The following is a 24939-nucleotide window of genomic DNA, read 5'->3' as shown; positions in this document are numbered from 1 at the left end:
GCGATATAATAAGCTAGAATGGCAGCCCTGCCCCCGTAGCTCAGTGGATAGAGCATTCCCCTCCTAAGGGAAGGGTCACACGTTCGATTCGTGTCGGGGGCACCAGCAAAAAAGGGGTTGGATGAATTATCCAACCCCTTTCCCTTTTCTGCGCGGCTGGTTAATTACCTGAACTGCATTTGCATGTTCTCTTTTTTGACACGCGCAATCAATTTGCGCTCTCGGTCATAGTCCTTGTCGGTTGACGGCTGAAAACCGTCATAACCCTGATCCAGCGTTTTTAATATGGATACAGCTTCAGGCGTCGGCTGGTTGAGCGCCATGAACGCGTCTTTCAATTTAGTCTGCGTTGCAGCATCAAGCTCACCGTTCACCACGAAAACATAGGAAGCGAGGGATGGAGAGGTATACACAACGCGCAGACCCTGCGGTGCGAATTTCTCATAAATGGTGTCTTTCATGATGCCACCATCAAAATCACCCAGCAGAACCGCTTTGGCGCTGCCAATTGTTTCCGTACCAAAGATGACAGGCGCCGTAAAAGACAGACTCTGACCTTCCTGGCCAAGAATTTTGTTCGTGCGTTCAACGACGATTTTTCCATTCCGATTGATAATCCTGAGTATCCGCACATCCGGTGCTGCACACAATACTGTCAGCAAGTGACTCCATGTTGGTGTAATCGTAGCCTGCCAGTAAATTGGAGAGCGATTTTGCAATCAGCGCAATACGCTCTTGACCAGAGCTGTTTGCAGCCTGGTCAATATTCTGCCTGTCCTGGTGTAATTTAAAGAATCCGAGAATGCTGACCCCGATGAGCAGCCCGATGACTACGACAAGCATCAGCCTTGTTCTTAGGCCAAGCATTGTTTTTTCATAATAATTTCAGCCTATTATGTTTCTAATTTGGCTGGATTTGGCATCATGAATTCATATCTTTTTAAAAGAAACACGGTTTCGGCCGCCTTCTTTGGATTGATACATCGCTTTATCTGCGGCCTTGAGCATCTCTGAAAAGTCAGTGGCGGCGTCTGTTGATGTCTGATCCGCAATCCCGATGCTCAATGTAACCTGGATGGTATGGCCGTTTACAATAAGTGGCGACGACATAATTGATGCCCGAATTGCTTCTGCACGGCGATACGCATTGCCGGGTGTGCAACCCGGCATGACAACAAGAAATTCGTCGCCGCCATATCGCACCACAAAATCTTTATCCCGGGTGTGGTTCTCAATTTCGCGCGCAACCCGAGTCAGGACGTAATCTCCCACATCGTGGCCGTAACTGTCATTTATCTGCTTGAATTGATCCACGTCAAACAACATGACCTGCATCGGCAGATACGATTCAGGATCTGACTGGTTGAGGTCTGACAATTGCGCCCACAGGGCACGCCGGTTTTTCAGATTTGTCAGCTCATCGATGTGGGCATGTTTGCTCAGTTTTTTATTGGCATCAGTCAGTTCCTGCGTTGCCTGCCTGACTCTGTTTTCCAGTTGGTGATTAAGTTCATCACGTGCAGCCACAGCCTCTCTGATACTGTCCACCATGTGGATACTGTGGTTGCGCAGTGTCTCGATTTCCTGTGGCGCTATCATTCCCAACGGGCTGAATATCCCGGAATAATCATTTTTACGTATGCGTTTGACACCCTCTGCCAGTGCATTGATGGGCTGGGTAATCCAGTTCGCCAGAAATATCGCCAACGACACGGAGATGACCAAACCCAATGCGCCGAATAATAAGCTTCCATTAATCAGGGTCTTCGCCTCAGCGGTCAATTCCGACAGCGGTTGAGGTGTCAAAATAACCCAGTTGAATTCAGGTACGGCAGCGTAACCGGCAATCATGTCCGCCTTGATAAAAGGGGAGTAAAAAGTCATCACGCCGCGCCTGCCCTGGAGGCCGGTTTGCACAATGGGCCAGCCTGATATGTTTTTGACGCTACTGACCCACTTGGAGTTGGGATGATGAACAATATTTCCAAACTGATCTGTAATCGCACAGTGCCCCAGTTTGCCAAAATGGATCGCCTCTGCCAGACTCTCGATAGGCTCGAGCCTCAACGACCCGACCAGCATATTTTTTCCAACAGGATGCAGAAAAAACAGGGAAGGCCTTTCGGTCAATGGATTTAGAACCATGCCTGAATTTCCGGCAACTTGTCTGGATACCATGGACTGAATGACAGGGTTGGTTTGAAGAAAATGCATGTATTCAGACTTGACCCTGTCGCCATCAAAGCCCTGAGCCGTTCCTTCCGGCGAAACCAGCACAATATTTTCGAAGTAAGTCTGGGAAGCAATCGTTTCAGCTATGGCAGCCTGATTCCTGGATTTTTCCAGAAGATTTGCCAACAGGTTAAGATTTCTCTGCGCCGCCTTGAGGTATAAATAAACCGGATTTGCCAGGTTTTCTGACAATAATTGATTCTTGTCATGGGCTTCTTTCATCACTCGGCTCTGAATACCCGAATACAGCCAGATGGTCATGACTGCAACAGGTGTTACTGAAATAACGATGAACGCCAAAATCAGCATGGTTCTGAGTGAGGGGCGAAATATACGCATTTTGTATGTTTGAATTTTTCTGGCCAAAATTAATGGCGTTAAGGCGGTTTTTAACAATATTGAAATTTCGTCATGTTTGTCGAGTATTTATACGCGCACTGCCGCAATCTTTGTGTGCCGCTCAATCAGGACTCATAAGTCCAGCATTACATGCAGATTATGCCCACTCTCTACCGTTAATGAGCAAGAATCAGACCTCCACGCAGCTAGCACCGACAAACGTCAACATAAGCCACACAAATTCTGCTCTGGCGCCAGCATTGGAAAGCGCTTTAACATAGCGTCAAACAGCGTTCCCCAAACTCTCCGGAGTTCAAGACGCCAACAACGCATCAGCCACCATATTCCAGCGATCCTTTCATGCACGACCAATTCGAACTCATGCGCGCCCAACTCAATACCGAAACTGCCCAGGTGGACTGGGCGGAACTGCAACGCTTTTTTGCCAAAGGCGTGCTTATCCAGGTGAACAGCAATCTTGATCTGGTCGATGTCGCCGCGCACATTGCCTGCGACGACAGCGTCACGGTGCAGACGTGGATGGCCACTGGCAAAGTGATCAAACTGAGCGACAAGACGGCCACAGACTGGCACAGCCGCAGTCCCTTATTGTGGGCAGTGGTGGTTGCGCCGTGGATTCTGGTGCAGGAGCGGGCGCACTGATCCCGCCCACTGTGACCGCACACCTCAAACCTCACCGTTTTGCCCTCACCGTGCTGCTCGCCGGACTGGCGACGCTGGGTCCGTTTTCGATTGACACTTACATGCCCTCGTTCCCGGACATGGGGGCAAGCCTGCACGCCACGCCGATTCAGCTCCAGCAGACATTGAGCGTGTATCTGCTGGCGTTTGCGCTGATGCTGCTGCTGCATGGCGCGCTGTCGGATGCATTCGGGCGCAGGCCGGTGATTCTGGTGTCATTGGTGGCATTTGTACTGGCCTGTATCGGCTGCGTATTTTCTTACGACATCAACCATCTGCTGTTTTTTCGCGGCATGCAGGGCTTCTCCGCCGGCGCGGGCATGGTGGTGGGACGGGCGATTATCCGCGACCTCTACGCCGGCCATGAGGCGCAGCGGCTGATGTCGCAGGTAACCATGATTTTCGGTATTTCGCCTGCCATCGCACCGGTGATCGGGGGCTGGCTGCAAACCGGGTTTGGCTGGCATTCGGTATTTGTTTTCATGACGCTGCTGGGCGCGTTGCTGTTTGCGCTGGGCTGGCGTTATTTACCGGAGACACTGCCGCCGGTTGGGCGCCAGCCGTTCTCACCCCGGCCGCTGGCGCGCAATTACCGCATGGTATTTACCCATCCGGTGTTTTTGCTGCTATCTGGCGCGGTGGCATTGCATTTTGCCGGCTTCTTCCTGTATATCGCTTCGGCGCCAGTGTTTGTCATTCAACATCTGAAGCTGGGCGAGAGCCAGTTTGCCTGGCTGTTTATACCGGCCATCTCGGGCGTGATTCTGGGCGCATTCCTGTCGGGCAGGCTGGCAGGTCACGTGTCATCCCATACCACGGTGAAATACGCCTATCTGCTGCTGTTCACCGCGGCCGGGGCGAACCTCGTCTATAACCTGACTTCCAGCCCGTCGTTGCCATGGGCGGTGCTGCCAATCACCCTGTACAGCACCGGCATGTCGCTGGCGATGCCCAGCATCACAATGCTGGCGCTGGATTTGTTCCCGCCCAATCGCGGCTTGGTGGCTTCATTGCAGGGGTTTGTCCAGACCATGCTGAACGCGTTGGTGGCGGGGGTGATCTCGCCCATGCTGTCGTGGTCACCCATTGCCCTGGCGAGCGGCATGCTGCTGTTTCTGATATTGGGGCGGATTGTGTGGATGGCTTATTTGCACAAGCAGCGCGCTGCATGAACCCGATTAAAAATCGGCGCTCTGACAATAAATAAATCCATCCATTTCCTGAACATTGTGCGCCCTGGCGTGTCCGAGAAACATTGACCGATAGGCACCTATTGCATCAATCACCCTGGAAACGGCTCAAACACGGGAAACTGTTTTCCAGGATCAACACAACGATACAACCAGACAGAGGACAATCAATGAGCACAACATTGGCGCAAAAAATATTGCCAGAGATGAGAATTTCGGATCCCTCAGCGGACAGGGTCTGCGACGAATACGTGATCGTGAAAAGCCTGTTGCCACTCAGTGGCGCACGCGTTCTGGAGCTGGGTTGCGGCAAGGCGGAAAAGACCCGTGCGATCGCACAGGGGGGGCTGGTAGCGTCGATCACTGCGCTGGAGGTGGATGAGATCCAGCACGCAAAAAACCTGCAGATCGGCGACCTGCCCAATGTCAGCTTTTGTCTCGGCGGCGCGGAGGCGATCCCGGCGGCGGACGCGAGCTTTGACATCGTCCTCATGTTCAAATCACTGCACCACGTACCCATGGACAAGATGGATCTGGCGCTGGCGGAAATTCGCCGCGTGCTGAAACCCGGCGGGCTGGCGTACCTGTCCGAGCCGGTCTACGCGGGCGAATTCAATGATATCCTGCGCCTGTTCCATGACGAGAAATCGGTACGCGAAGCTGCCTTTGCGGCCATTCAACGCGCTGTGCACGACGGCACGCTGGCACTCGTCAGCCAGACCTTTTTCAATACGCCCGCGCACTTTGATGATTTTGAGCAGTTCGAGGAACAGGTCCTGAAGGTCACGCATACGCACCACCAGCTTTCCCCCGAGGTATATGAGGCGGTTCGAGCCGCGTTCATGCGCCACATGGCAGCGCAGGGTGTCGATTTTCAGCATCCGATCCGGGTCGATCTGCTACGTAAAACACCCCTGTGAAAACAAGGAACCCGGCATGAAGTATCGGCAACTAGGCAGCAGCGATCTGAGGGTGTCGGAGATTGCGCTCGGCACCATGACCTTTGGCGAGCAGAACAGTCCGGAGGACGCCGTCCGGCAGCTGGATTACGCTGTCGCGCGGGGCGTGAATTTTATCGACGTGGCGGAGATGTACCCGGTGCCGCCGCGTGCCGAAACCCAGGGGCGCACCGAGGATTACGTCGGGCGCTGGCTCGGCAAGCAGTCACGCGACAAACTCATTGTTGCGACCAAGATCACCGGCCCGGGGCGCGGCCTCGAATGGATACGCGGCGGGCCGCGCATCACGTCGAAACAAATCAAGATGGCCATAGACAGCAGCCTCACGCGTCTGAAAACCGACTACATCGACCTGTATCAAATTCACTGGCCAGACCGCAATGTGCCCACGTTCGGCCAGAGTGAGTATGACCCCGGCAAGGAGCGCGACGCCACCCCGATCGTCGAACAACTGGGCGCGTTCGCGGATTTGATCCAGGCCGGCAAGATACGCCACGTCGGCTTGAGCAACGAGACGCCCTGGGGCGTGTGCCAGTTCACCCGCGCGGCTGAAACAGCCGGACTGCCGCGCGTGGTGTCGATCCAGAACGCCTACAATCTGATTAACCGGGTATTCGAGTACGGGCTTGCGGAAACCTGCCATCGCGAACAGCTAGGACTGCTGGCGTATAGCCCGCTGGGCTTCGGCACACTCACGGGGAAATACATCGGCGGCGCTGACGCCGGACGCATGACCCGGTTCCCCGGCTTCGGCCAGCGCTATGACAAGCCCATGGTGCCGGAAGCGGTGGCGGCCTACGTTGCGCTTGCCAAACAAGCGAACCTGCACCCGGCTGCGCTGGCGCTGGCATTCGTGCGCAGCCGCTGGTTTGTGACCAGCACCATTATCGGTGCCACCACGATGGCGCAGTTGCAACAAAATCTGGATAGCGTCGAAGTGGAAGTGAATGCCGATCTGTTCGGGAAAATTCAGGCCAATCATACACATTATCCCAACCCGGCCCCATAGCCGGCGCCCGATTGGCGGCCTGGGCGTTTATTTTGCAAACGCGCCCGATGTAGGGGCGCATCGTCCATGGTCCTTGATATTTTTAGAAAACCATTACGCCCAGCAAGACGCCAAATACCAATACAATCAAGAAAATAATGAGCGCAATGAAAAACAGGACTTTGGCTATGCCTTTTGCTCCCGCTGCAATATTTGTAAAGCCGAAAAAACCGGCAATAAGGGATATGACGAAAAATATAATAGCCAACTTCAACATGGTCGCTCTCCTGTAGTTGATCATTGTGCTTGAGCCTGGGCCAATACGAAGATTAGTCCAAAGGCTTTGCGGTTTCTGTACGGTCGCACACTAATGCGCCCACCTCGCTGCTATCCCCTCTTGCTGAACCATGTCGAAGTGACTTTGTACGCCACCACACAGACTGTGCGTGTTAACGGGATTAAATTGCATTCACTCACGGTTTATTCGCGACCTGCTGCCCCATGCCACCTACACGAAGAAACTCTCCTGCGGCAGTCAGATGGAGCAGAGTCAGCGCACCTGAGTTTCGATGCAGTCACACACAACTTCACCAAGGAGTACGTTATGGAAACAGTCACGATGCCGGTTAACCACGCTTCGGCCAATTTTGCGGAAGCCCGGCGGCAGGCCGTTTGTAAAGCCAATGAAATGCTTACTGACCCCGTTATTATCGCCTGGAAAGATGACCAGACCAGGAAGTACGGCCCCGAGATTCCGGGTGGAACCAGCGACCGCTGGCACGAATACGCAGATAGCCACGAGGGAAAACTGGAACTGAAGATCGGTGATGCATTTCACTTCATTTTCTTGGAGGCTGCCGACTTCGAGGAACCTGATTTAAATCTCAGTAGTATTTCCGAAAAAGACGGCACGGCTTTTTTGTGCCTAAACAACGCGTGTACGGAAGAAGACCAGCGAAAACTTGGATACTTCGCTGGCGGTGGCATGGGCGGTTAGTTTCGCGTAACAAGGGCCATAAGGCACTCGTATTGCAGGCCGGCTAATGGGTGTCGGACTTAAAGGAAACCGGCTGTAAATCCGACAGCTTTCTAGGCTTTGCGCAGATTCCAGCTTGGCGCCACCACAAACCCCCGCGTCACTTCTTGCCAGGCATTCCCTGCCGCCGTCAGCCCCGCCACCAGCAACGGGGCGCCGTTCACCACGAAATGCGCTTCTAAGGCCGCGTTAAAATCCGTCTCTGTTTGCAATCCCTCTTCGTTCCGACTCATGGCCGGGGCAAGCCATTCCAGCCGGGGCAGCACTTTCCAGCGCAATCCGGGTTGCGGGTTGAACGCGGTTTCGCCCCAGCGCAGCCACCAGCCGGACAAATGCTGAGGCGACACTTCCGGCGCCGGGATAATAGTCTGCCCGTGCGGGTAGAACAGCCAGCCCTTGAGCAGCGCGCGTGCGCTGACCGGCTCGCCGGGGTGGGGCAAGGCCGCCTCCCCGGCCGGTGTGGCGGCGAGCTTGAGTTGTTTGTCGCGCAGGTGGGCAAACTTCAAATCGAGCCGGTCGCGGGTGAGGGTGCCGACATACCCCGCCAGTCCCGCTGCGGCATCCACCTGCAAATAGCATTTCACCGAGGCTTCCCAGTGGTTGAGCGCACCGCTCACGTCGCGCCAGAGGAAATCGTATTCGCCCATGACGATATCGCCGGCTTTTACCGGCAGATTGGCGGCCACCAACCGGCCGCCCATGAGGTGGCTGAGCCAGTATTCCAGCAGGGTTTCAAAATAGCGGCCAAGGCGGTGCGGGCTGCGCGCAGCAATCCAGTCATGCAGCGCTGCGGGGTGGCGATCCAGTTCAAGCAGCTGTGGCATGGCGCGCAGCACAGCATCTTGGCCAAACGCATCGGGTACGGCAAAACATGGCGCGCTGGACCCGCCCATCAAGCTCGGGGCGGCCATCACCCAAACGAGGTCGCGCACGCGTGGATCGTGGATGGTTTGCAGCAAATTCGTCATCATGTCATTGTGCCACCAGATTGGCGCATCATCCCGGACTTGATCCGAAATGACGCCCTTCCCTCCACCCCGTACAATGCCGCCTTTGCCATTTCCTGAAAAACCGTGATCAGCCTGCGTCAACTCACCCTCGCGCGCGCCGCCAAAGTCCTGATTGAGGACGCCAGCGTGCAAATCCACCCCGGCCAGAAGATCGGCCTCACCGGCGCCAACGGCTCGGGTAAATCCAGTCTGTTCGCGCTGTTGCTGGGCGAGCTGCACGCGGAAGCAGGCGACCTGTTCATGCCGCCGGGCTGGGTGATCGCGCACGTGGCGCAGGAGACCCCGGCGCTGGATCAGGCCGCGCTGGAATTCGCACTCGACGGCGATACCGTATTGCGTCAGGTAGAGCGTGATCTGGCTGCCGCCAGCGCTGCGGATGACGGTCATCGGGTGGGCGAGCTGCATGGGCGTTTGAGCGAGATCGACGGTTATGGTGCGCGTGCCCGTGCCGCCGAGCTGCTGCACGGCCTCGGCTTTACCGACACGGACTTCGCCAAGCCGGTGGCGGCATTTTCCGGTGGCTGGCGGGTGCGCCTGAATCTGGCGCAGGCGCTGATGAGCCGCTCCGATCTGCTGTTGCTGGACGAGCCCACCAACCACCTGGATCTGGACGCGGTGATCTGGCTGGAAGGCTGGCTCAAGAGCTACCCGGGCACGCTGCTGCTGATCTCGCACGACCGCGATTTTCTTGACGCGGTAACCACCCATATCGTGCATATCGAAAACCGCGTGCTCAGGCTCTACACCGGCGGCTATTCGGATTTCGAGCGCCAGCGCGCCGCCCAGCTGGCGGTGCAGCAATCCATGTTTGAAAAGCAGCAGCGCGAACGTGCGCATCTGGAAAGCTTCGTCGAGCGTTTCCGCGCCAAGGCCACCAAGGCGCGCCAGGCGCAAAGCCGCATCAAGGCGCTGGCGCGAATGGAAGACGTGACCGCGGCGCACGTGGATTCGCCGTTCACCTTCCGCTTCCGCGATCCGGTCAGCGCGCCCGATCCGCTGCTGGATTTGCGTGAAGCGGCGGTGGGTTATGGTACGCAACCGATATTGTCCAACGTCGAACTCACCCTGCGCCCGGGCGAACGCATCGGCCTGCTGGGGCGCAACGGCGCGGGCAAATCCACCCTCATCAAACTGCTGGCGGACGAAATCAAGCCGCTGGCTGGCACGCGCAGCGAGGGCAAGGGGCTGGCCATCGGCTACTTCGCCCAGCACCAGCTGGAACAGTTGCGCCCGGACGAATCGCCGGTGCAGCACATGCTGCGCCTGGCGCCGCAAACCCGCGAACAGGAACTGCGCGATTTTCTCGGCGGCTTCGATTTTCGCGGCAACATGGCGCAAGCCCCCTGCGGCCCCTACTCCGGCGGCGAGAAATCGCGCCTGGCGCTGGCGCTGCTGATCTGGCAGCGTCCCAACCTGTTGCTGCTCGACGAGCCCACCAACCACCTCGACATGGAAATGCGCCACGCCCTCAATCTCGCCTTGCAGGAATTCGGCGGCGGCGTGGTGCTGGTGTCACACGACCGCTCCCTGCTGCGCGCCACCTGCGACCGCTTCCTGCTGGTGGCCGACGGCGGGACAGCCGCTTTCGACGGCGACCTCGACGACTATCGCGACTGGCTCAACCAGCAGCGCATCCAGCAATCCTCCGCCAATGCCAGCCCCGAAAAAACCGTGCGCCGCGAGCAGCGCGCAGCCAGCCAGGCTGACCGCCAAACCGTGCTGGCCAAGCGCCGCCCGATGGTAAAGGAACTGGAACAACTGGAAAGGAAACTTGCCGGCTGGCAGAGTGAAAAAGCACTGCTGGACGAGCGTCTGGCCGATACGGCACTGTACGAAGCCGGCCAGCGCCCCCTGCTGCAAGACCTGCTCAAGCGCCAGGGCGAGTTGGCACAGGCCATCGAAACGGGGGAAGAACGCTGGCTGGAACTGCACGCAGCGCTGGAGCAACTGCCCAGCATTTAGTGTGGCGCATGCCGGGATTCTCTTTCTGCATCACTTCAATTGAGCGGTCAACGCAAAGCGTTTTGCGCGGCTACTCGATCCACGTACCGGCCTGCTCCGCATGCTATTTCTCATATTTCTCTATGAGTCCGGTCGCCAGAAATATCTCACGCAGAAAACATAACAGGCCCGTGATTAACGCCACCATTGCGGAAATGAACAGCATAGAGATTGCGTCGGATGGATCCATGTTCATCTCGGATCCGACAAAAAGTGCCGCAATCACGATGCAGATGAACAGTGCAGACACGGTGCAGAGACTGATTGCCCAATGAATCCATCGAGCCCGGCTCAACAGCGTCGCCATTTCTTTTTCATGCGCGGTCCGCTCATCGCCTTTCGAGTTGTTCAGCGTCCGAAAGCGGTCGACTACGCGCGTCAGTCGACTGGTAAGCACGGCCAGAATTGCACCGATTCCGCTCAGCAGAAAGACGGGTCCGACTGCCAGTTGAATGACATGGGCGACAGTCGTGATACTAGCGGCGGTTTGCATGGGAATAGCTCATGTTGAAATCATCAGGAACGCACTGGGAAACATCCGGACATCGAACACCTTTTGCGCAGCGCTGCCAAATTAGCATGAAGTATGAAGGACGGCATCCTTATGATGCGGCTTTTTCCGCTTAACCGGCAGTTCAGTCCGGTCATGTTTTTCTTCCGCCAACGCGGATCATTACCGTGCTTATCATCACGCTGTTGGGAACAATAATTTCGTTCCCGTCTGTGTCACGCAGATGGCTGTAGCCAAGAGACACCTGCTCCAGCCTGGCCGTTGCCAGCCCCTTCGGGGTGCTCAGTTGCACGCTGTCGCCAACACTAATCGGCCGGTATAGCACGAGCGAGAAACCGGCAATCAGGTTACTCAGGGTATTCTGGGCAGCAAGCCCCAACACGACGGAAACGACACTCACCCCGGCAAGGAGCGTGGTCCCCAGAGCCCGCAATTCTGGAATGAGATGGGCATAGAGAATGAACCCAACAAGGAATACGACGACCTGGGCAAACGCGCTGGCGAAGGCAATCCCGGTCACATCGGTGAAGTGCGACTCCACCCGTCTCGAGAACCTCCGGACAAGGCGCCCCAGTATCATGGCAAACGCAAGAAACACGAGACCATAAAACGCCGCGCCCAACAGGGTAGCCGGATTGAGCAGATCGCGCTGCAAGACATTCAACAGTGGACTCATGATCTCCCTCGCTGTCCGGCTAACAAAGCTGTATAAAACATGAAGGCGTCACATCTTGTCTTGTGAATTTTTACCATTCCGCGCATTGATAATGCGGTCCATTATGGCGTAGTGCAAGCCTCCGGAAACCGCTCTTGCGCAGCGTTCCACTTGAACAGGCTATTTGACTTCTCAGGCAATCAATCATTCGCTTTATCTCGGTCCTGACGAAGAATCATGGCAACCCCGCCCAACACCAGCATGCCACCCGGAATGAACATGGGTGTAAGCCTTTCCCCGAGTACCAGAAAGGCGAATATCCCGGCGAACAGCGGAATGAAAAGTGAAATCATTGCCGTAACAATGGCTGGCAAATGCCTTGACGCCACTGCAAAACCTATTGTAGGAATGGCCGTAGACAGCACCCCAAGACCCAGGAATACCAGGAGTGCATCTCCATTCAGGGCACCCCATCCGGAAGGTGTCGGTACCAGCCCCAAGATCAACACCAGAATAAAACCCCCCAGGCCGAATGTCAGAAAAGCCACGCCCATTGTTTCCGGTGCACTGCCGCGTTCGGCCAGAATTCGGTACATATAAGCATAGAACGCGGCCAATCCCGCTGCACATATTGCCAGCAGCTTGCCCGTGAGGTGGTGAACTGGCAGTTCTCCTGTGAAGGACATTTTGGAACCCAGAATCAAGGTGATTCCGGCGACTGCCAGCACTGCGCCAGCGATTTCAGCGCGGTCCGGAATGGCGCCGCGCACGCGGCGGAAAATCAGTACAAAAAACGGAGGGCTACTCAGCAAAAGCGCGACTTCCGCCACAGGAGCCATTTGGAAAGCCGCCGTTGCCAACAGATAATATCCTGTCAATAACAACGCGAGAACATAAGCGACGGGACACCCCAGTGCGGATTTGAAACTCCGGCGGCTGCTGCGCAACAGCCCAAGCACAGGCAGCACCACTACCAGCGCTACCAGGAGCCGGCCCGCAGTGACAGGCAATGCCGAGAGAGGAGGCAGCAGCCGCACAAAGATTCCCGTGAGACCCCACATCAAGGAAGTCAACCCGGCTGCCAGCAAGGCGTTGCTTTTCATTGTCTATGGCGCACCCTGGGATGCCAACGTGATTTATTGATTCGAAATGGACATGTTCAAAGCCCGGCATGACGACAACTGCAAACTTCACCTGGCCTAACCAACCTGAAAACGGCGTTTGCGGCGAGCAGGGCACCCGCGCAAACCCCAATGCTTGACAAGCGTAATATATTTTTCACGGACATCATGATTGACTTCCATGTCGGTATCGAACAATCGTCAAGTGTTTCGTCAAGTGTTTTAAGGGCGCGCATTACACATCCCGATCAGAAGATCGGACGCGTTCCGCCAATCACTCTATGCCACTCAGGTGACAGGGAATGACATGGATAGCGCAAGCGCAGAAGATATTCATAACCCCACAAACAGTATTGTGATGCGATCCTGTAATGTACGGAGAGCCTGGTTATCCCCTTCCGCGTCGCCTTGTCTGAGCCGGCGGGGCGGAAGGTTCAGGCGCGCACTGTTCGAGTTCCGCAGCAGTTTGCGCTTTGTGCAAGCTGCCAGGACGTTTCGCAGCCCCGTCTGATCGGCTCGATCGTATTGCAAGATGTGACCCTAATACACAGGGAATCGGCAAACTCCATACGGATAGAACGAGACATGATGGGAGAAATATAGCAGGGAGGACGCCACTTATACAGACCTGACCCGCGTGACCCCTACCCCCGCAACTCCAGCCGAAAATCATCGCGCTCCGCCACCACGTCCGCCAGTATCTCCAGCAGCCGCCAGTAATCCTCTCCCAGCGCGTCGCGCGTGACGCCCGGCTTTTCCCAGATCAGTTCAAAGGGGCCTTCCACATCGTCGGTCATCACATCCCACAACGCGTCGAGGTTACGGCCGAAGTGCTCGGGGAAAGCGAAATCCCTGGCGATCTGGTCATAGAAGATTTTCATGCTGGTGATGCCTTGCAGGTGGCAGGTTTTCATTGGCAGGCGGGGATCTCGGTAAAGGTGCGGTAGTGGTCAACAGTGACGAAACGGCGGCCTTCGCGGGAGAAGATGAGGCGCTTGGCGCCGCGATGGCCGCCTTTGTAGTCGAGGTCGGCTTCACGCCACTGGCCATAGGGCAACTGGCGTTCGCGGTTGCCGAAACGGTCGCCGCCGATGCTTTTGCCGTTGAGCGGGGGGGCCTCCCACAGGTCGTGCCCGCGCTGCCAGCCTGCGGATAGCGCCTCGCGCTTGGTGACGAATTTACCCGGCAGGCGCGTATTGTGATCGGCGTTGAGGGTTTGCAGGGCCTGCGTCAGTTCGGCCTCGTCAATACGCGCGCTCGACTGCTGATTGAGCATGTGCACGACGTCGCGGCAACTGGCGGCCTGGACCGCAGGTGCAAACACCAGCAATCCGAGCAACGCCACCAGTCCGCGTGTCATAGCATTTCCGCCGCCCAGTCGGCCAGGCGCGAACGCTCGCCCCGCGCCAGGGTGATATGGCCGCCGTGGGGCCAGCCCTTGAAGCGGTCCACCACGTAGGTCAGGCCGGAGCTGCCCTCGGTGAGGTAAGGCGTATCAATCTGCGAGATGTTGCCCAGGCACACCACCTTGGTGCCGGGACCGGCGCGGGTGATGAGGGTTTTCATCTGTTTGGGGGTGAGGTTCTGCGCCTCGTCGATGATCAGGTATTTGTTGAGGAAGGTACGCCCGCGCATGAAGTTGAGCGATTTGACCTTGATGCGACTGCGGATCAGGTCCTGCGTGGCGGCGCGTCCCCAGTCGCCGGCGCTGTCGTCGGTCTTGTTGAGCACGTCGAGATTGTCTTCCAGCGCGCCCATCCACGGCGTCATTTTTTCTTCCTCGGTGCCGGGCAGGAAACCGATGTCTTCGCCTACCGGCACGGTCACGCGGGTCATGATGATTTCCGAATAACGCTTGTGCTCCAGCGTCTGCATCAGCCCCGCCGCGAGGGTGAGCAGGGTTTTGCCGGTACCGGCCTGGCCTAATAAAGTGACAAAATCCACCTCCGGATCCATCAGCACATTGAGCGCGAAATTCTGTTCGCGGTTGCGCGCGGTGATGCCCCACACATTGTTTTTCTGGTGGCTGTAGTCCTTGATGGTCTGCAGCTCGGCGACATTGCCCTTGATGGTTTTGACGATGGCGTAGAGCGGGCTGGCGCTCTCCTGATAGACGAATTCGTTGACCAGCAGGCGGGTCACCAGCGGGCCTTTGACGCGATACCAGGTGTGGCCATCAGCCTGCCAGGACTCGATACCCTTGCCGTGCCTGTCCCAGAAATCCTCCGGCAATTCACGCACCCCGGCATAGAGCAGGTCGGTGTCTTCGAGTACCTTGTCGTTGAAGTAGTCCTCGGCGGGTAAGCCCAGTGCACGCGCCTTGATGCGCATGTTGATGTCTTTGGACACCAGGATTATCGGGCGCCTGGGCTGCTCTTCGCGCAGGCTCAGAATCACGCCGAGAATCTGGTTGTCCACCTTGCTGTTGGGCAGGCTGAGCGGGGTTTCAATGCGCGCCATTCTGGTCTGCAGAAACAGCCGTCCGGTCGCTGCCTTGCGGCTATGGCTGCTGAGCGGAATCCCGGCTTCGATTGCATCTTCGCAACCCGATACGATTTCGTCCAGGAAGCGGCTGGCCTGACGCGCATTGCGCGCCACTTCGGTCATACCTTTCTTGTTGTGATCGAGTTCCTCCAGCGTGCCCATCGGCAGAAATATGTCGTGCTCCTCAAAACGGAACAAGCTGGTGGGGTCGTGCATCAGCACGTTGGTATCAAGAACAAACAGCTTGGTGGGCGCAGCGGCTTTGCGGGGCATTCAGATTTTCTCCTGGAGCGTTTTAATGGTATCCAGCACTTCCTGCGCGTGGCCGGCGGATTTCACGCCGCGCCATTCCTTGACCAGCTTGCCGTCGCTGTCGAACACAAAAGTGCTGCGATCAATGCCACGGACTTCCTTGCCGTACATGTTCTTCAGCTTTATCACGCCGAACAGTTCGCACACTTTTTCGTCTGCGTCGGACAACAGCTCGAACGGCAGGCTGAGCTTGGTCTTGAATTTCTCGTGGGATTTCATATCGTCGCGCGAAATACCCACGATCTCGCAATTGTGCGCCTGAAACCCGGCATACAAATCGCGGAAGTCGGAGCCCTCCACGGTACAGCCCGGCGTGTCGTCCTTGGGATAGAAGTACACCACCAGCTTCTTGCCGCGCATGTCGGTGAGTTTGAAGGTTCGGTTGCCGGTGGAAGGAAGTTCGAATTCGGTAATTGCGGTCATGGCATTCCTCCAAAAAGTTTTCATGAAGACTTGAGTAACACTACCACCGCGCCGCTGCCGCCGTCCACCGCACGCGCCTGGCAAAACGCCAGCACTTCGTCTTTTTGCATCAGCCAGTTTTTCACCTTGGTGCGCAACACCGGCTCGCGGTTTTTGGAACGCAGCCCTTTGCCGTGGATGATGCGCACGCAACGCAGGCCGCGCTTGCCGCAGCCGGCGATAAACGCGCTCAGCGCCTGGCGCGCTTCCACGCTCACCAGGCCATGCAAATCCAGTTCGGCCTGCAGCACCCAGTGCCCGCGCCGCAGTTTTTTGAGCGTGTCGCGGCGCAAGCCAGTGCGCAGGAACACCAGCTCCTCGCCGGTTTCCATGGTATCCTCCCACACGATGTGGTCAGACAGGCTGTCGGCCAAGACCTGACGCTCATCGCGAATACGCTGGCGCGGGATAGGGGAAACGCGCGGCAAGGGCGGTTCCACCTTGCCGTGGTCGGGTAGCGGCTGGGCGTCCTGCACCGCCGCTTTGAACAGTGCGGCTTCGTCCGCTGGAGGCACACGCCCGGCCATGGGGAGATTACTTGCCGAGGCTTTCCAGATAGCGGTCGGCGTCCAGCGCGGCCATGCAGCCGGTACCGGCGCTGGTCACCGCCTGGCGGTAGATGTGATCCTGCACGTCACCCGCGGCAAACACGCCGGGAACACTGGTGGCGGTGGCATTGCCCTTGTTGCCCCCCTGGGTGACGATATAGCCGCCTTCCATCGCGATCTGGCCAGTGAAAATATCGGTGTTGGGCTTGTGGCCGATGGCGATGAACACGCCGGTCAGGGCGATATCCCTGGTGCTGCCATCCACGGTGGACTTGATGCGCATGCCGGTCACACCCGTCTTGTCGCCCAGCACCTCGTCCAGTTCGCTGTTCCACTCCACGCTGATCTTGCCTTCCTTGACCTTCTCCATCAGATGATCGGCGAGAATTTTTTCCGACTTGAACTTGTCGCGGCGATGCACCACGGTGACATGACGCGCAATGTTGGACAGATACAGCGCTTCTTCCACGGCAGTGTTGCCACCGCCGATCACCGCCACGTCCTGATTGCGGTAGAAAAATCCATCGCAGGTGGCGCAGCCGGATACGCCCTTGCCCATGAACGCCTGCTCGGATTCCAGCCCCAGATACATGGCCGACGCGCCGGTGGCGATAATCAGCGCATCGCAGGTGTAGCTACCCTGGTCGCCGACCAGCGCGATGGGCTTGTCGGTCAGTTTGGCAGTGTGGATGTGGTCGAAAATAATTTCGGTGTTGAAGCGGCGCGCGTGCTTCTCGAAACGCGCCATCAACTCCGGCCCCTGCACGCCGTCGGCGTCGGCAGGCCAGTTGTCCACATCGGTGGTGGTCATCAGCTGACCGCCTTGCGCCATGCCGGTAATGACGACCGGATTCAGGTTGGCGCGCGCAGCGTAAACGGCGGCGGAATAGCCTGCGGGGCCGGAGCCGAGGATGATGAGACGGTGATGTTGAGGGGTGGTCATGTAGTACTCCGTAGCGGGATTGAAAACTGGAAAACTGGAACAGTATGGAAGATGGTCACGGACTGGACAAGGTTCAAGTTATAATTTTGCCTTCCGATTAAATTGCTGACCATGTCCATTCCCCGGCGCAATACGCCCAAATCCGTCCGCAAACCGCTCCCGCCCAGGCTCACCGGCCTGCTGCGCGAGGTCGGCTGGCTGCTGAGCGTGGCGCTGGCGGCGTTCCTGGCGGTCATCCTGTTCACGTACACCCAGTCTGATCCGGGTTGGTCGCACAGCGGACAAGGCAGTGTGCACAATATGGGCGGCACGCTGGGGGCGTATCTGGCCGACATTCTGCTTGCACTGTTCGGGCTCTCCACCTGGTGGCTGGTGATGCTGGCGCTGTATGCCACCTGGTGGGGATATCGCAAACTGGAGATTAGCGAGGCGCCCGACCGCCGCCCGTTATATATCCGCAGTGCCGGGTTTTTGTTGCTGCTGCTGTCCAGCGCCGGGCTGGAATCGCAGCGTCTGTATAGCTTGCACATAGCACTACCGGAGCACCCGGGAGGCATTCTGGGAGCGGTTGTGGGAGAAGCAGTCACCCATTTGCTGGGCTTTACCGGCGGCACGCTGGCCTTGCTGGTGCTGATTGCCGCGGGCTTGAGCCTGTTTACCGGCATCTCCTGGCTGGCGCTAGTGGAATCCACCGGGGAATACCTCGAACGCAGCTGGTTATGGGCAATCGAGACCTGGTCCGCGCGGCGCGAACGGCGCATGGGTCAAGCCGCCACGCTGCGGCGCGACGAGATTGTACTGGAAGAAAAGCGCCGCAATATGGACCGCGCTCCGGTGGTCATCGAAACCCCGCCGCCCACCATTATCAAATCGGAACGCGTGCAGGTGGAAAAGCAGGTGCCGCTGTTTGCCGAAATGCCGGATTCCCCGCTGCCGCCACTGCATTTGCTGGATGCTGCGACTGCCCATGTGGAGAGCCTGTCGGCGGAAACCCTGGGATTCACCTCGCGCCTGATCGAGCGCAAGCTGGCCGAATTCAACGTGCAGGCGCGCGTGGTCGCCGCTCTGCCCGGCCCGGTCATCACCCGCTACGAGATCGAGCCGGCCTCCGGGGTCAAGGGCAGCCAGATCGTCAACCTGGCCAAAGACCTGGCGCGCGCGCTGTCGGTGGTGAGCATCCGCGTGGTGGAAACCATCCCCGGCAAGACCACCATGGCGCTGGAAATCCCCAACCCCAAGCGCGAGATCGTGCGGTTATCGGAAATCCTTTCCGCCAAGGTGTACCACGCCATGGCCAGCCCGCTGGCAATGGCGATGGGCAAGGACATAGCCGGCAACCCGGTGGTGGCCGATCTGGCCAAAATGCCGCACGTACTGGTGGCGGGCACCACCGGCTCGGGCAAATCAGTTGCCATCAACGCGATGATCCTTTCCCTGTTGTACAAAGCGGACGCCAGCCGTGTGCGACTGATTCTGGTCGACCCGAAAATGCTCGAGCTGTCGGTATACGAGGGCATTCCGCATCTGCTCGCCCCGGTAGTCACCGACATGCGTCAGGCCGCCGCCGCGCTCAACTGGTGCGTGGCCGAGATGGAGCGCCGCTACAAGCTGATGTCCGCACTCGGCGTGCGCAACCTGGCTGGTTACAACCAGAAAGTGCGCGACGCGAAAAGGGCCGCCACCCCGCTCACCCACCCGTTCAGCCTGACCCCGGATAATCCCGAGCCGCTGGAAGAGCAGCCCATGATTGTGGTGGTGATCGACGAGCTGGCTGACATGATGATGGTGGTAGGCAAGGCCGTCGAACAGCTCATTGCGCGGCTGGCGCAGAAGGCCCGCGCCGCCGGGGTGCATCTGATCCTGGCCACGCAGCGCCCGTCGGTGGACGTGATTACCGGCCTGATCAAGGCCAACATCCCCACCCGCGTCGCGTTCCAGGTATCGAGCAAAATCGACTCGCGCACCATCCTCGACCAGATGGGCGCAGAAGCCCTGCTCGGCCAGGGCGACATGCTCTACCTGCCGCCCGGCACCGGCTATCCGCAGCGCGTGCACGGCGCTTTTGTGGCCGACGAAGAAGTGCATAAAGTCGTGGAATACCTGAAACAGCTGGGCGAGCCCGATTACATTGACGGCATCCTCGACACCCCGGAAGACAATGAAGGCAGCGGCGAAAGCGCGGTCGGCGGCAGTGACGCCGAAAGCGACCCGCTCTATGACGAAGCCGTCGCCATCGTGCTGAAAACCCGGCGCCCCTCCATCTCCGCCGTGCAGCGTCACCTGCGCATCGGCTACAACCGTGCCGCGCGGCTGATCGAGGCAATGGAACAGGCGGGTCTGGTGACGCCGATGCAGAGCAACGGCAACCGCGAAGTGATTGCACCTAACCGGGAATGAACAATGTGATTAGACAGGATTAACAGGATAAGGACCGGATCATTCAGAATAAATATGAATTTTGGGGGGTGTTGAATTTTCTGCACTAAAACCAGACCAACTCTCTTGTTAAGCATTAAAAATCCTGTCCATTCGACTTAAAGTCCCAATGAAAAAACTCAGTCTCTTTACCGCACTCTTGATCTTCTCTGCCAGCGCCGCAGCATCCAGCATCGACGCGCTCAAGGCGTTCGTCGCGGATACCCAGACCGCGCGCGCCACGTTCACCCAGACCGTGCTGGACAAAAACGGACACGCGCGCCAGCAGTCGTCCGGCACCATGGCTTTCGCGCGTCCCGGCAAGTTCCGCTGGGTGTATGAGAAGCCCTATGAACAGATAATCGTCGGCGACGGCAAAAGAATCTGGCTGTACGACGCCGATCTGCAACAGGTCACCATCAAGAAACTGGGCCAGGCGCTGGGCAGCAGCCCGGCGGCCTTGCTGGCGGGCAGCAAGGACATCGGCAGGTTTTACACGATCACGGACGCCGGCAGCCGCGACGGTCTGGAATGGCTGGACGCGCGCCCGCGCGACAAGGAAAGCGCGTTTGAGAACGTGCGCATGGGATTCAGCAAAAACACGCTGGTGGCGATGGAGATCAAGGACAACTTCGGCCAGACCACGGTGCTGAAATTCGCCGGGCTGGAACGTAACCCGGCCCTTCCCGCCAGCGATTTCCATTTCACCCCGCCCCAGGGCGTGGACGTCATCTCCGACGGCAAGTGAGCCACGCCGACCTGTTCGATCATCCGCTGGACAGCGCGCCGCTGGCCGAACGGCTGCGGCCGCGCAATCTGGACGAAGTGATCGGACAGACGCATTTGCTCGGCCCCGGCAAGCCGCTGCGCGTCGCATTCGAATCCGGCAAGCCACACTCGATGATCCTGTGGGGGCCGCCGGGCGTAGGCAAGACCACACTGGCACGGCTGATGAGCCACGGTTTTGACATGGAGTTCATCGCGCTGTCCGCCGTGCTCTCGGGGGTCAAGGAAATCCGCGAGGCGGTGGCGCGCGCCGAAATGATGCAAGGCCAGGGGCGCCGCACCCTGCTGTTTGTGGACGAAGTGCACCGCTTCAACAAATCCCAGCAGGACGCTTTCCTGCCGTTCGTTGAAGCCGGGTTGATTACTTTCATCGGCGCCACCACCGAGAATCCCTCGTTCGAGGTCAATAGCGCGCTGCTCTCGCGCGCCCAGGTGTATGTGTTAAAGCCCATCGTGGAAACCGACCTCGCCGCCCTGCTGGAGCGCGCGCGGATCAGCACCTATCCGGACATTGCCATCACCGGGGCGGCGCGCGCCCAGCTCACCGGCTACGCCGACGGCGACGCGCGGCGCCTGTTGAACCTGCTGGAACAAGCCGCCAATGCCGCACTCGATGCCGCCCGTCATGAGATTGACGAGGATTTCATCCAGACCACGCTGGCGCGCGGCGCACGCCGTTTTGACAAGGGCGGCGACAACTTCTACGACCAGATATCCGCGCTGCACAAATCGGTGCGCGGTTCCCATCCCGACGCCGCGCTGTACTGGATGGTGCGCATGCTCGACGGCGGTGCCGATCCGCTGTACGTCGGCCGCCGCCTGATCCGCATGGCCAGCGAGGACATCGGTCTGGCCGACCCACGCGCGCTGCGCCTGACCCTGGACGCGGTGGAAACCTACCAGCGCCTGGGCAGTCCGGAAGGCGAACTGGCGCTGGCGCAGGCGGTGATTTATCTCGCCTGCGCGCCCAAGAGCAACGCCGTGTACGTGGCGTACAATAACGCCCGCAGCTTTGTGGCGGCGGACAAATCGCGCGAGGTGCCGGTGCACCTGCGCAACGCCCCCACCAAACTGATGAAACAACTGGGCTACGGCCACGCCTACCGCTACGCGCACGACGAACCGGACGCCTACGCCGCCGGGGAGGACTATTTACCGGAAGGTGTCAACGCGCACTTTTACGCACCAACCCCGCGCGGGCTGGAAGGCAAGATCGCCGAACGGCTGGCGTATTTGCGCAAGCTGGATGAACAAGCCAACAAGAAAACAGGGCAAAAATAATGTTAGACATTCAACACCTCCGCAACGACCTCGACGACGTGGCGCAACGCCTTGCCATGCGCGGCTACACCCTGGACACTGCCGAATTCCAGCGCCTGGAAGCCGAGCGCAAACAACTGCAAACCCGCACCCAGGAGCTGCAGGCCAGGCGCAACGCCAGCTCCAGACAGATAGGCATGGCCAAGGCCAAGGGCGAGGATGTCTCCACCATCATGGCGGAAGTGGCGAATCTCGGCGCCGAACTGAAAGCCGCGGAATCCGCGCTGGAAGCCCTGCAAGCCCGGCTCAATGCGCTGTTGATGACCATTCCCAACCTGCCGCATGCATCGGTGCCGACGGGTAAATCCGACGCCGACAACGTAGAGATCGCACGTGTCGGCACACCGCGCGTGTTTGATTTTGCGGTGAAAGATCACGTGGACGTAGGTACCGCGCTGGGGCTGGATTTCGAGACCGCCAGCAAACTGGCCGGCGCGCGCTTTTCACTGCTGCGCGGCGGGCTGGCGCGGCTGCACCGGGCGCTGGCGCAGTTCATGCTGGACACCCACACGGCTGTGCATGGCTACACCGAAGTGTATGTGCCGTATCTGGTCAACGCCGACTCCATGCGCGGTACCGGGCAGTTGCCCAAGTTCGAGGAAGATCTGTTTCACGTGCCGCGTGCGGATGCGGAAAAACTCTACCTCATCCCCACCGCCGAAGTGCCGCTGACCAACATGGTGCGCGACGCGATCGTGGCGCGCGAGCAACTGCCGCTGAAATTCGTCGCCCACACCCCCTGCTTCCGCTCCGAGGCCGGTTCCTACGGCCGCGACACCCGCGGCATGATCCGCCAGCATCAGTTCGACAAGGTGGAGCTGGTGCAACTGGTCGAACCGGAGCAATCCTACACCGCGCTGGAAGCACTCACCGGCCATGCCGAGGCCATCCTGCAAGCACTCGGGCTGCCCTACCGGAAAATGGCGCTGTGCGGCGGCGACATGGGTTTTTCTGCCGCCAAGACCTACGATCTGGAAGTGTGGCTGCCGGCGCAAAATACTTATCGCGAAATTTCCTCGTGCAGCAATTTCGAGGCGTTTCAGACACGCCGCATGCAAGCGCGCTTCAGAGGTGAAAAAGGCAAGCCGGAACTGCTGCACAGCGTGAACGGCTCCGGGCTGGCGGTAGGGCGCACCCTGGTCGCGATTCTGGAAAATCATCAGCAGGCGGATGGATCGGTGGCGCTTCCCGAAGTGTTGCGTCCCTACATGGGGGGGCTGACCGTGCTGATGCCCGCCTAGGAAACGAGCACTGCGCACCAGCCAATACGTCATTCCGGATCAGGTCCGGAATGACGCGCTTGTGGACTACGCTCCGGCTTCATTCCCGGACAACAACAGCGGCTTGTAGGGCCGCTGGTACTTGACCAGAATATCGTAGTAGGTGCGGATGTTTTCCACGAATACCACCGCCTCGCCGCCGCGGCAGTAACCGTGCTTGACCGTGCCGTGATGCTCGGAGCGCGCCAGCAGCGGCAGGGTCTGCTTGACGTCGCTCCATGCGAGCGGATTGAGCTTGTGCCGCTGCGCCAGCACCCGCGCGTCTTCCAGATGACCTTGCCCCTGATTGTAGGCCGCCAGCGCCATCCAGGTTCGATCAGGTTCCTCAACCCTGGACGGCATCGCATCCACCAGCAACGCCAGGTACTTCGCGCCGGCAATAATACTCTGGCGCGGATCGAGGCGGTCAGTCACCCCCATCCTGTCGGCCGTATCCCCGGTCATCATCATCAGCCCGCGCACCCCGGTGGGCGACGTGGCATAGGGATTCCAGTGCGATTCCTGATAGCCGATGGCGGCAATCAGGCGCCAGTCAATGCCGGTCAACTCCTCCGCCTCCTGAAAATAGCGCAGGTACTTGGGCAGCGTGTCTTTCATCCGCTCCAGGATACCTGCCACGTCTGCGCTTTCCAGGCGATCGGTGTGGCCGTAGTAGCGTTCCATCAGGCGCTTGAGCGTGCCATCTTTCTGGATACGCTTGAAAAACGCTTGCACCTGGGCGTACAAATCAGGGGCGACATCCTTGGGAAAAGCCCACGCCAGCTGATCCGGGCGTTTAATCTCGAATGCGACGCCCAGATTGGCATACAGATTTTGGGCAATATCGAATTCGTTGGAATTCACGATCACTGCATCCACCGCTGATTTGGACAGCTCATCCAGCAGATCCTCCCCCCACTCGGTCTTGACCTCAGTCCAGTGCAGGCCGGAGATGCGCTGGCGCATGTCCAGCAAGGTTTCTGCCGCACTGCTGCCCGCTACCACCGCCACGCGCGCGCCCACCAGATCGGCAAAACCGCGCGGCTTGATCGTATCGGTGTTGTAGATCACCTGCTGTGTCACCTTGAGATAAGGTGGGCCAAAACGCATGCGCTCCTTGAGTGCATCGGTCTGGGTGATACCGGCAGCAGCAAAGTGCGCCTGATGTTGCGACAGCTTCTTGAACAGGCTGTCCAGGTCGTTTTCCACCACGAATTTCACCCGGTAGCCCGCCTCCCTGGCGAACAGCGTGACCAGGTCGTACTCGAACCCGGTGGGGTCACCATTCGGATTTTCATAATAGGTCGTGGGGCCATTGTGGGTCAGCACTACCAGTTCGCCGGTCTTGGAAACCGGTGCTACAGGTGGCGGCGGTTTGGGCAAGGGCACATCACAGGACACCAACAACAGGCTGAAAGTAAACAGCAGCAGTTTGCGCATGGCCGCCAGTCTCGCCGAGAATGCCGGGCTTGTCTACCCGCTTGTAACGCATGCCACACCAGCCACGCGGCTTCTATTTCATGGAGCTTGCAGGTACAATTGCGCCTCCTTGGAGAGGTGGCAGAGTGGTCGAATGCGCCGGACTCGAAATCCGGTATGGCGGTTTCCGTCATCGTGGGTTCAAATCCCACCCTCTCCGCCAATATATTTTCATCTGGCTGATTCG

25 protein-coding genes and 2 tRNA genes are annotated in these 24939 nt (G+C 58.5%); 12 read left to right on the top strand and 15 right to left on the bottom strand.

Features of this window, described 5'->3' with window-relative positions; genetic code table 11:
• The first annotated feature begins 29 nt into the window (after positions 1-29).
• Positions 30-105 (top strand) — tRNA-Arg (locus GZH91_RS04845).
• A gap of 59 nt (positions 106-164) precedes the next feature.
• Here the strand turns inward: GZH91_RS04845 and GZH91_RS04840 are convergent.
• The 3 genes from GZH91_RS04840 to GZH91_RS04830 form a co-directional block, all read right to left on the bottom strand.
• Complete coding sequence (locus GZH91_RS04840) at positions 165-662, bottom strand: PhnD/SsuA/transferrin family substrate-binding protein (protein WP_161984174.1); 498 nt, start codon at positions 660-662, stop codon at positions 165-167.
• A complete protein-coding gene (locus tag GZH91_RS04835; protein WP_161984173.1) occupies positions 586-843 on the bottom strand; it encodes a hypothetical protein in 258 nt (85 codons plus the stop codon). Before GZH91_RS04835 ends, GZH91_RS04840 begins: the two co-directional genes overlap by 77 nt.
• An 87-nt stretch (positions 844-930) precedes the next feature.
• Entirely contained in the window at positions 931-2628 is a 1698-nt protein-coding gene (locus GZH91_RS04830) for a sensor domain-containing diguanylate cyclase (protein WP_161984172.1), read from the bottom strand.
• A gap of 303 nt (positions 2629-2931) precedes the next feature.
• Here GZH91_RS04830 and GZH91_RS04825 point away from each other — a divergent pair, with 303 nt between their 5' ends.
• The 4 genes from GZH91_RS04825 (at position 2932) to GZH91_RS04810 (ending at position 6431) form a co-directional block, all read left to right on the top strand.
• Positions 2932-3234, top strand: a complete 303-nt coding sequence (locus tag GZH91_RS04825) for a DUF2288 domain-containing protein (protein ID WP_147071094.1) — start codon at positions 2932-2934, stop codon at positions 3232-3234.
• The gene (locus GZH91_RS04820; protein ID WP_223264489.1) at positions 3204-4445 is read left to right on the top strand and encodes a multidrug effflux MFS transporter; all 1242 of its coding nucleotides are present in this window, start codon (positions 3204-3206) and stop codon (positions 4443-4445) included. The genes GZH91_RS04825 and GZH91_RS04820 overlap by 31 nt, the downstream gene beginning before the upstream one ends.
• Before the next feature lie 188 nt (positions 4446-4633).
• Complete coding sequence (locus GZH91_RS04815) at positions 4634-5383, top strand: class I SAM-dependent methyltransferase (protein WP_198415402.1); 750 nt, start codon at positions 4634-4636, stop codon at positions 5381-5383.
• Between the two features lie 16 nt (positions 5384-5399).
• Positions 5400-6431 (top strand): aldo/keto reductase, encoded by a 1032-nt coding sequence (locus tag GZH91_RS04810; protein ID WP_147071096.1) that lies wholly within the window; start codon positions 5400-5402, stop codon positions 6429-6431.
• Between the two features lie 82 nt (positions 6432-6513).
• Here GZH91_RS04810 and GZH91_RS04805 read toward each other — a convergent pair whose 3' ends face one another.
• Positions 6514-6687, bottom strand: a complete 174-nt coding sequence (locus GZH91_RS04805) for a DUF1328 domain-containing protein (RefSeq protein ID WP_147071098.1) — start codon at positions 6685-6687, stop codon at positions 6514-6516.
• Between the two features lie 327 nt (positions 6688-7014).
• Here GZH91_RS04805 and GZH91_RS04800 point away from each other — a divergent pair, with 327 nt between their 5' ends.
• Positions 7015-7407: an AF1514 family protein gene (locus tag GZH91_RS04800; RefSeq protein ID WP_147071100.1), complete on the top strand. Its 393-nt coding sequence runs from the start codon at positions 7015-7017 to the stop codon at positions 7405-7407.
• Positions 7408-7499: 92 nt separating this feature from the next.
• Here GZH91_RS04800 and GZH91_RS04795 read toward each other — a convergent pair whose 3' ends face one another.
• Entirely contained in the window at positions 7500-8417 is a 918-nt protein-coding gene (locus GZH91_RS04795) for a DUF1853 family protein (RefSeq protein WP_147071102.1), read from the bottom strand.
• 102 nt (positions 8418-8519) lie between these two features.
• On the opposite strand from GZH91_RS04795, the gene GZH91_RS04790 reads away from it, so the two are divergent.
• Positions 8520-10418 carry an ATP-binding cassette domain-containing protein gene (locus tag GZH91_RS04790; protein ID WP_147071104.1) on the top strand — a complete coding sequence of 633 codons (1899 nt, stop codon included), beginning with the start codon at positions 8520-8522 and terminating at the stop codon, positions 10416-10418.
• Between the two features lie 103 nt (positions 10419-10521).
• On the opposite strand, the gene GZH91_RS04785 is transcribed toward GZH91_RS04790, so the two are convergent.
• From GZH91_RS04785 to trxB, 9 genes are all read right to left on the bottom strand, one after another.
• Positions 10522-10950, bottom strand: a complete 429-nt coding sequence (locus GZH91_RS04785; RefSeq protein WP_147071106.1) for a DUF2721 domain-containing protein — start codon at positions 10948-10950, stop codon at positions 10522-10524.
• Positions 10951-11101: 151 nt separating this feature from the next.
• A complete protein-coding gene (locus tag GZH91_RS04780; protein WP_147071108.1) occupies positions 11102-11644 on the bottom strand; it encodes a mechanosensitive ion channel domain-containing protein in 543 nt (180 codons plus the stop codon).
• Positions 11645-11823: 179 nt separating this feature from the next.
• Entirely contained in the window at positions 11824-12726 is a 903-nt protein-coding gene (locus tag GZH91_RS04775) for a DMT family transporter (protein ID WP_147071110.1), read from the bottom strand.
• 662 nt (positions 12727-13388) lie between these two features.
• Positions 13389-13658, bottom strand: coding sequence for a barstar family protein (locus GZH91_RS04770; RefSeq protein WP_223264490.1), 270 nt, complete (start codon positions 13656-13658; stop codon positions 13389-13391).
• Positions 13655-14104, bottom strand: a complete 450-nt coding sequence (locus GZH91_RS04765; RefSeq protein WP_147071113.1) for a ribonuclease domain-containing protein — start codon at positions 14102-14104, stop codon at positions 13655-13657. The genes GZH91_RS04770 and GZH91_RS04765 overlap by 4 nt, the downstream gene beginning before the upstream one ends.
• On the bottom strand, positions 14101-15501 hold the full coding sequence (locus GZH91_RS04760; protein ID WP_147071115.1) for a PhoH family protein: 1401 nt from the start codon (positions 15499-15501) through the stop codon (positions 14101-14103). Before GZH91_RS04760 ends, GZH91_RS04765 begins: the two co-directional genes overlap by 4 nt.
• The gene (locus GZH91_RS04755) at positions 15502-15963 is read right to left on the bottom strand and encodes a peroxiredoxin (protein ID WP_147071117.1); all 462 of its coding nucleotides are present in this window, start codon (positions 15961-15963) and stop codon (positions 15502-15504) included.
• 20 nt (positions 15964-15983) lie between these two features.
• Positions 15984-16529 (bottom strand): Smr/MutS family protein, encoded by a 546-nt coding sequence (locus tag GZH91_RS04750; RefSeq protein WP_147071119.1) that lies wholly within the window; start codon positions 16527-16529, stop codon positions 15984-15986.
• Positions 16530-16536: 7 nt separating this feature from the next.
• Positions 16537-17493 (bottom strand): thioredoxin-disulfide reductase, encoded by a 957-nt coding sequence (gene trxB, locus GZH91_RS04745; protein WP_147071121.1) that lies wholly within the window; start codon positions 17491-17493, stop codon positions 16537-16539.
• A 111-nt stretch (positions 17494-17604) separates the two neighbouring features.
• Here trxB and GZH91_RS04740 point away from each other — a divergent pair, with 111 nt between their 5' ends.
• The 4 genes from GZH91_RS04740 (at position 17605) to serS (ending at position 23255) form a co-directional block, all read left to right on the top strand.
• Positions 17605-19890 (top strand): DNA translocase FtsK, encoded by a 2286-nt coding sequence (locus GZH91_RS04740; protein WP_147071123.1) that lies wholly within the window; start codon positions 17605-17607, stop codon positions 19888-19890.
• A gap of 148 nt (positions 19891-20038) precedes the next feature.
• The gene (lolA, locus tag GZH91_RS04735) at positions 20039-20656 is read left to right on the top strand and encodes an outer membrane lipoprotein chaperone LolA (protein ID WP_147071125.1); all 618 of its coding nucleotides are present in this window, start codon (positions 20039-20041) and stop codon (positions 20654-20656) included.
• Positions 20653-21975 (top strand): replication-associated recombination protein A, encoded by a 1323-nt coding sequence (locus GZH91_RS04730; protein WP_198415401.1) that lies wholly within the window; start codon positions 20653-20655, stop codon positions 21973-21975. The genes lolA and GZH91_RS04730 overlap by 4 nt, the downstream gene beginning before the upstream one ends.
• Positions 21975-23255: a serine--tRNA ligase gene (serS, locus tag GZH91_RS04725; RefSeq protein WP_147071127.1), complete on the top strand. Its 1281-nt coding sequence runs from the start codon at positions 21975-21977 to the stop codon at positions 23253-23255. Before GZH91_RS04730 ends, serS begins: the two co-directional genes overlap by 1 nt.
• A gap of 66 nt (positions 23256-23321) precedes the next feature.
• Here serS and mltF read toward each other — a convergent pair whose 3' ends face one another.
• Entirely contained in the window at positions 23322-24713 is a 1392-nt protein-coding gene (mltF, locus tag GZH91_RS04720; protein ID WP_147071128.1) for a membrane-bound lytic murein transglycosylase MltF, read from the bottom strand.
• 111 nt (positions 24714-24824) lie between these two features.
• Between mltF and GZH91_RS04715 the strand changes: the two genes are divergently transcribed.
• Positions 24825-24915: transfer RNA gene (locus GZH91_RS04715), tRNA-Ser, on the top strand.
• The last annotated feature ends 24 nt before the right edge of the window (positions 24916-24939 follow it).

Origin of the sequence: Sulfuriferula plumbiphila (assembly GCF_009938015.1) — a bacterium.
Classification (GTDB): domain Bacteria; phylum Pseudomonadota; class Gammaproteobacteria; order Burkholderiales; family Sulfuriferulaceae; genus Sulfuriferula; species Sulfuriferula plumbiphila.
This window is presented reverse-complemented; position numbering and strand designations above follow the sequence as displayed.

Excerpts from the sequence above, each read along its gene's own strand:
- GZH91_RS04800 (WP_147071100.1), top strand. The coding sequence starts at position 7,015 with ATGGAAACAGTCACGATGCCGGTTAACCACGCTTCGGCCAATTTTGCG.
- GZH91_RS04825 (WP_147071094.1), top strand. The coding sequence starts at position 2,932 with ATGCACGACCAATTCGAACTCATGCGCGCCCAACTCAATACCGAAACT.
- GZH91_RS04750 (WP_147071119.1), bottom strand. The coding sequence starts at position 16,529 with ATGGCCGGGCGTGTGCCTCCAGCGGACGAAGCCGCACTGTTCAAAGCG.
- GZH91_RS04765 (WP_147071113.1), bottom strand. The coding sequence starts at position 14,104 with ATGACACGCGGACTGGTGGCGTTGCTCGGATTGCTGGTGTTTGCACCT.
- GZH91_RS04755 (WP_147071117.1), bottom strand. The coding sequence starts at position 15,963 with ATGACCGCAATTACCGAATTCGAACTTCCTTCCACCGGCAACCGAACC.
- lolA (WP_147071125.1), top strand. The coding sequence starts at position 20,039 with ATGAAAAAACTCAGTCTCTTTACCGCACTCTTGATCTTCTCTGCCAGC.
- GZH91_RS04835 (WP_161984173.1), bottom strand. The coding sequence starts at position 843 with ATGCTTGTCGTAGTCATCGGGCTGCTCATCGGGGTCAGCATTCTCGGA.
- serS (WP_147071127.1), top strand. The coding sequence starts at position 21,975 with ATGTTAGACATTCAACACCTCCGCAACGACCTCGACGACGTGGCGCAA.
- GZH91_RS04805 (WP_147071098.1), bottom strand. The coding sequence starts at position 6,687 with ATGTTGAAGTTGGCTATTATATTTTTCGTCATATCCCTTATTGCCGGT.
- trxB (WP_147071121.1), bottom strand. The coding sequence starts at position 17,493 with ATGACCACCCCTCAACATCACCGTCTCATCATCCTCGGCTCCGGCCCC.
- GZH91_RS04740 (WP_147071123.1), top strand. The coding sequence starts at position 17,605 with ATGTCCATTCCCCGGCGCAATACGCCCAAATCCGTCCGCAAACCGCTC.
- mltF (WP_147071128.1), bottom strand. The coding sequence starts at position 24,713 with ATGCGCAAACTGCTGCTGTTTACTTTCAGCCTGTTGTTGGTGTCCTGT.
- GZH91_RS04760 (WP_147071115.1), bottom strand. The coding sequence starts at position 15,501 with ATGCCCCGCAAAGCCGCTGCGCCCACCAAGCTGTTTGTTCTTGATACC.
- GZH91_RS04785 (WP_147071106.1), bottom strand. The coding sequence starts at position 10,950 with ATGCAAACCGCCGCTAGTATCACGACTGTCGCCCATGTCATTCAACTG.
- GZH91_RS04795 (WP_147071102.1), bottom strand. The coding sequence starts at position 8,417 with ATGATGACGAATTTGCTGCAAACCATCCACGATCCACGCGTGCGCGAC.
- GZH91_RS04810 (WP_147071096.1), top strand. The coding sequence starts at position 5,400 with ATGAAGTATCGGCAACTAGGCAGCAGCGATCTGAGGGTGTCGGAGATT.
- GZH91_RS04770 (WP_223264490.1), bottom strand. The coding sequence starts at position 13,658 with ATGAAAACCTGCCACCTGCAAGGCATCACCAGCATGAAAATCTTCTAT.
- GZH91_RS04780 (WP_147071108.1), bottom strand. The coding sequence starts at position 11,644 with ATGAGTCCACTGTTGAATGTCTTGCAGCGCGATCTGCTCAATCCGGCT.
- GZH91_RS04775 (WP_147071110.1), bottom strand. The coding sequence starts at position 12,726 with ATGAAAAGCAACGCCTTGCTGGCAGCCGGGTTGACTTCCTTGATGTGG.
- GZH91_RS04815 (WP_198415402.1), top strand. The coding sequence starts at position 4,634 with ATGAGCACAACATTGGCGCAAAAAATATTGCCAGAGATGAGAATTTCG.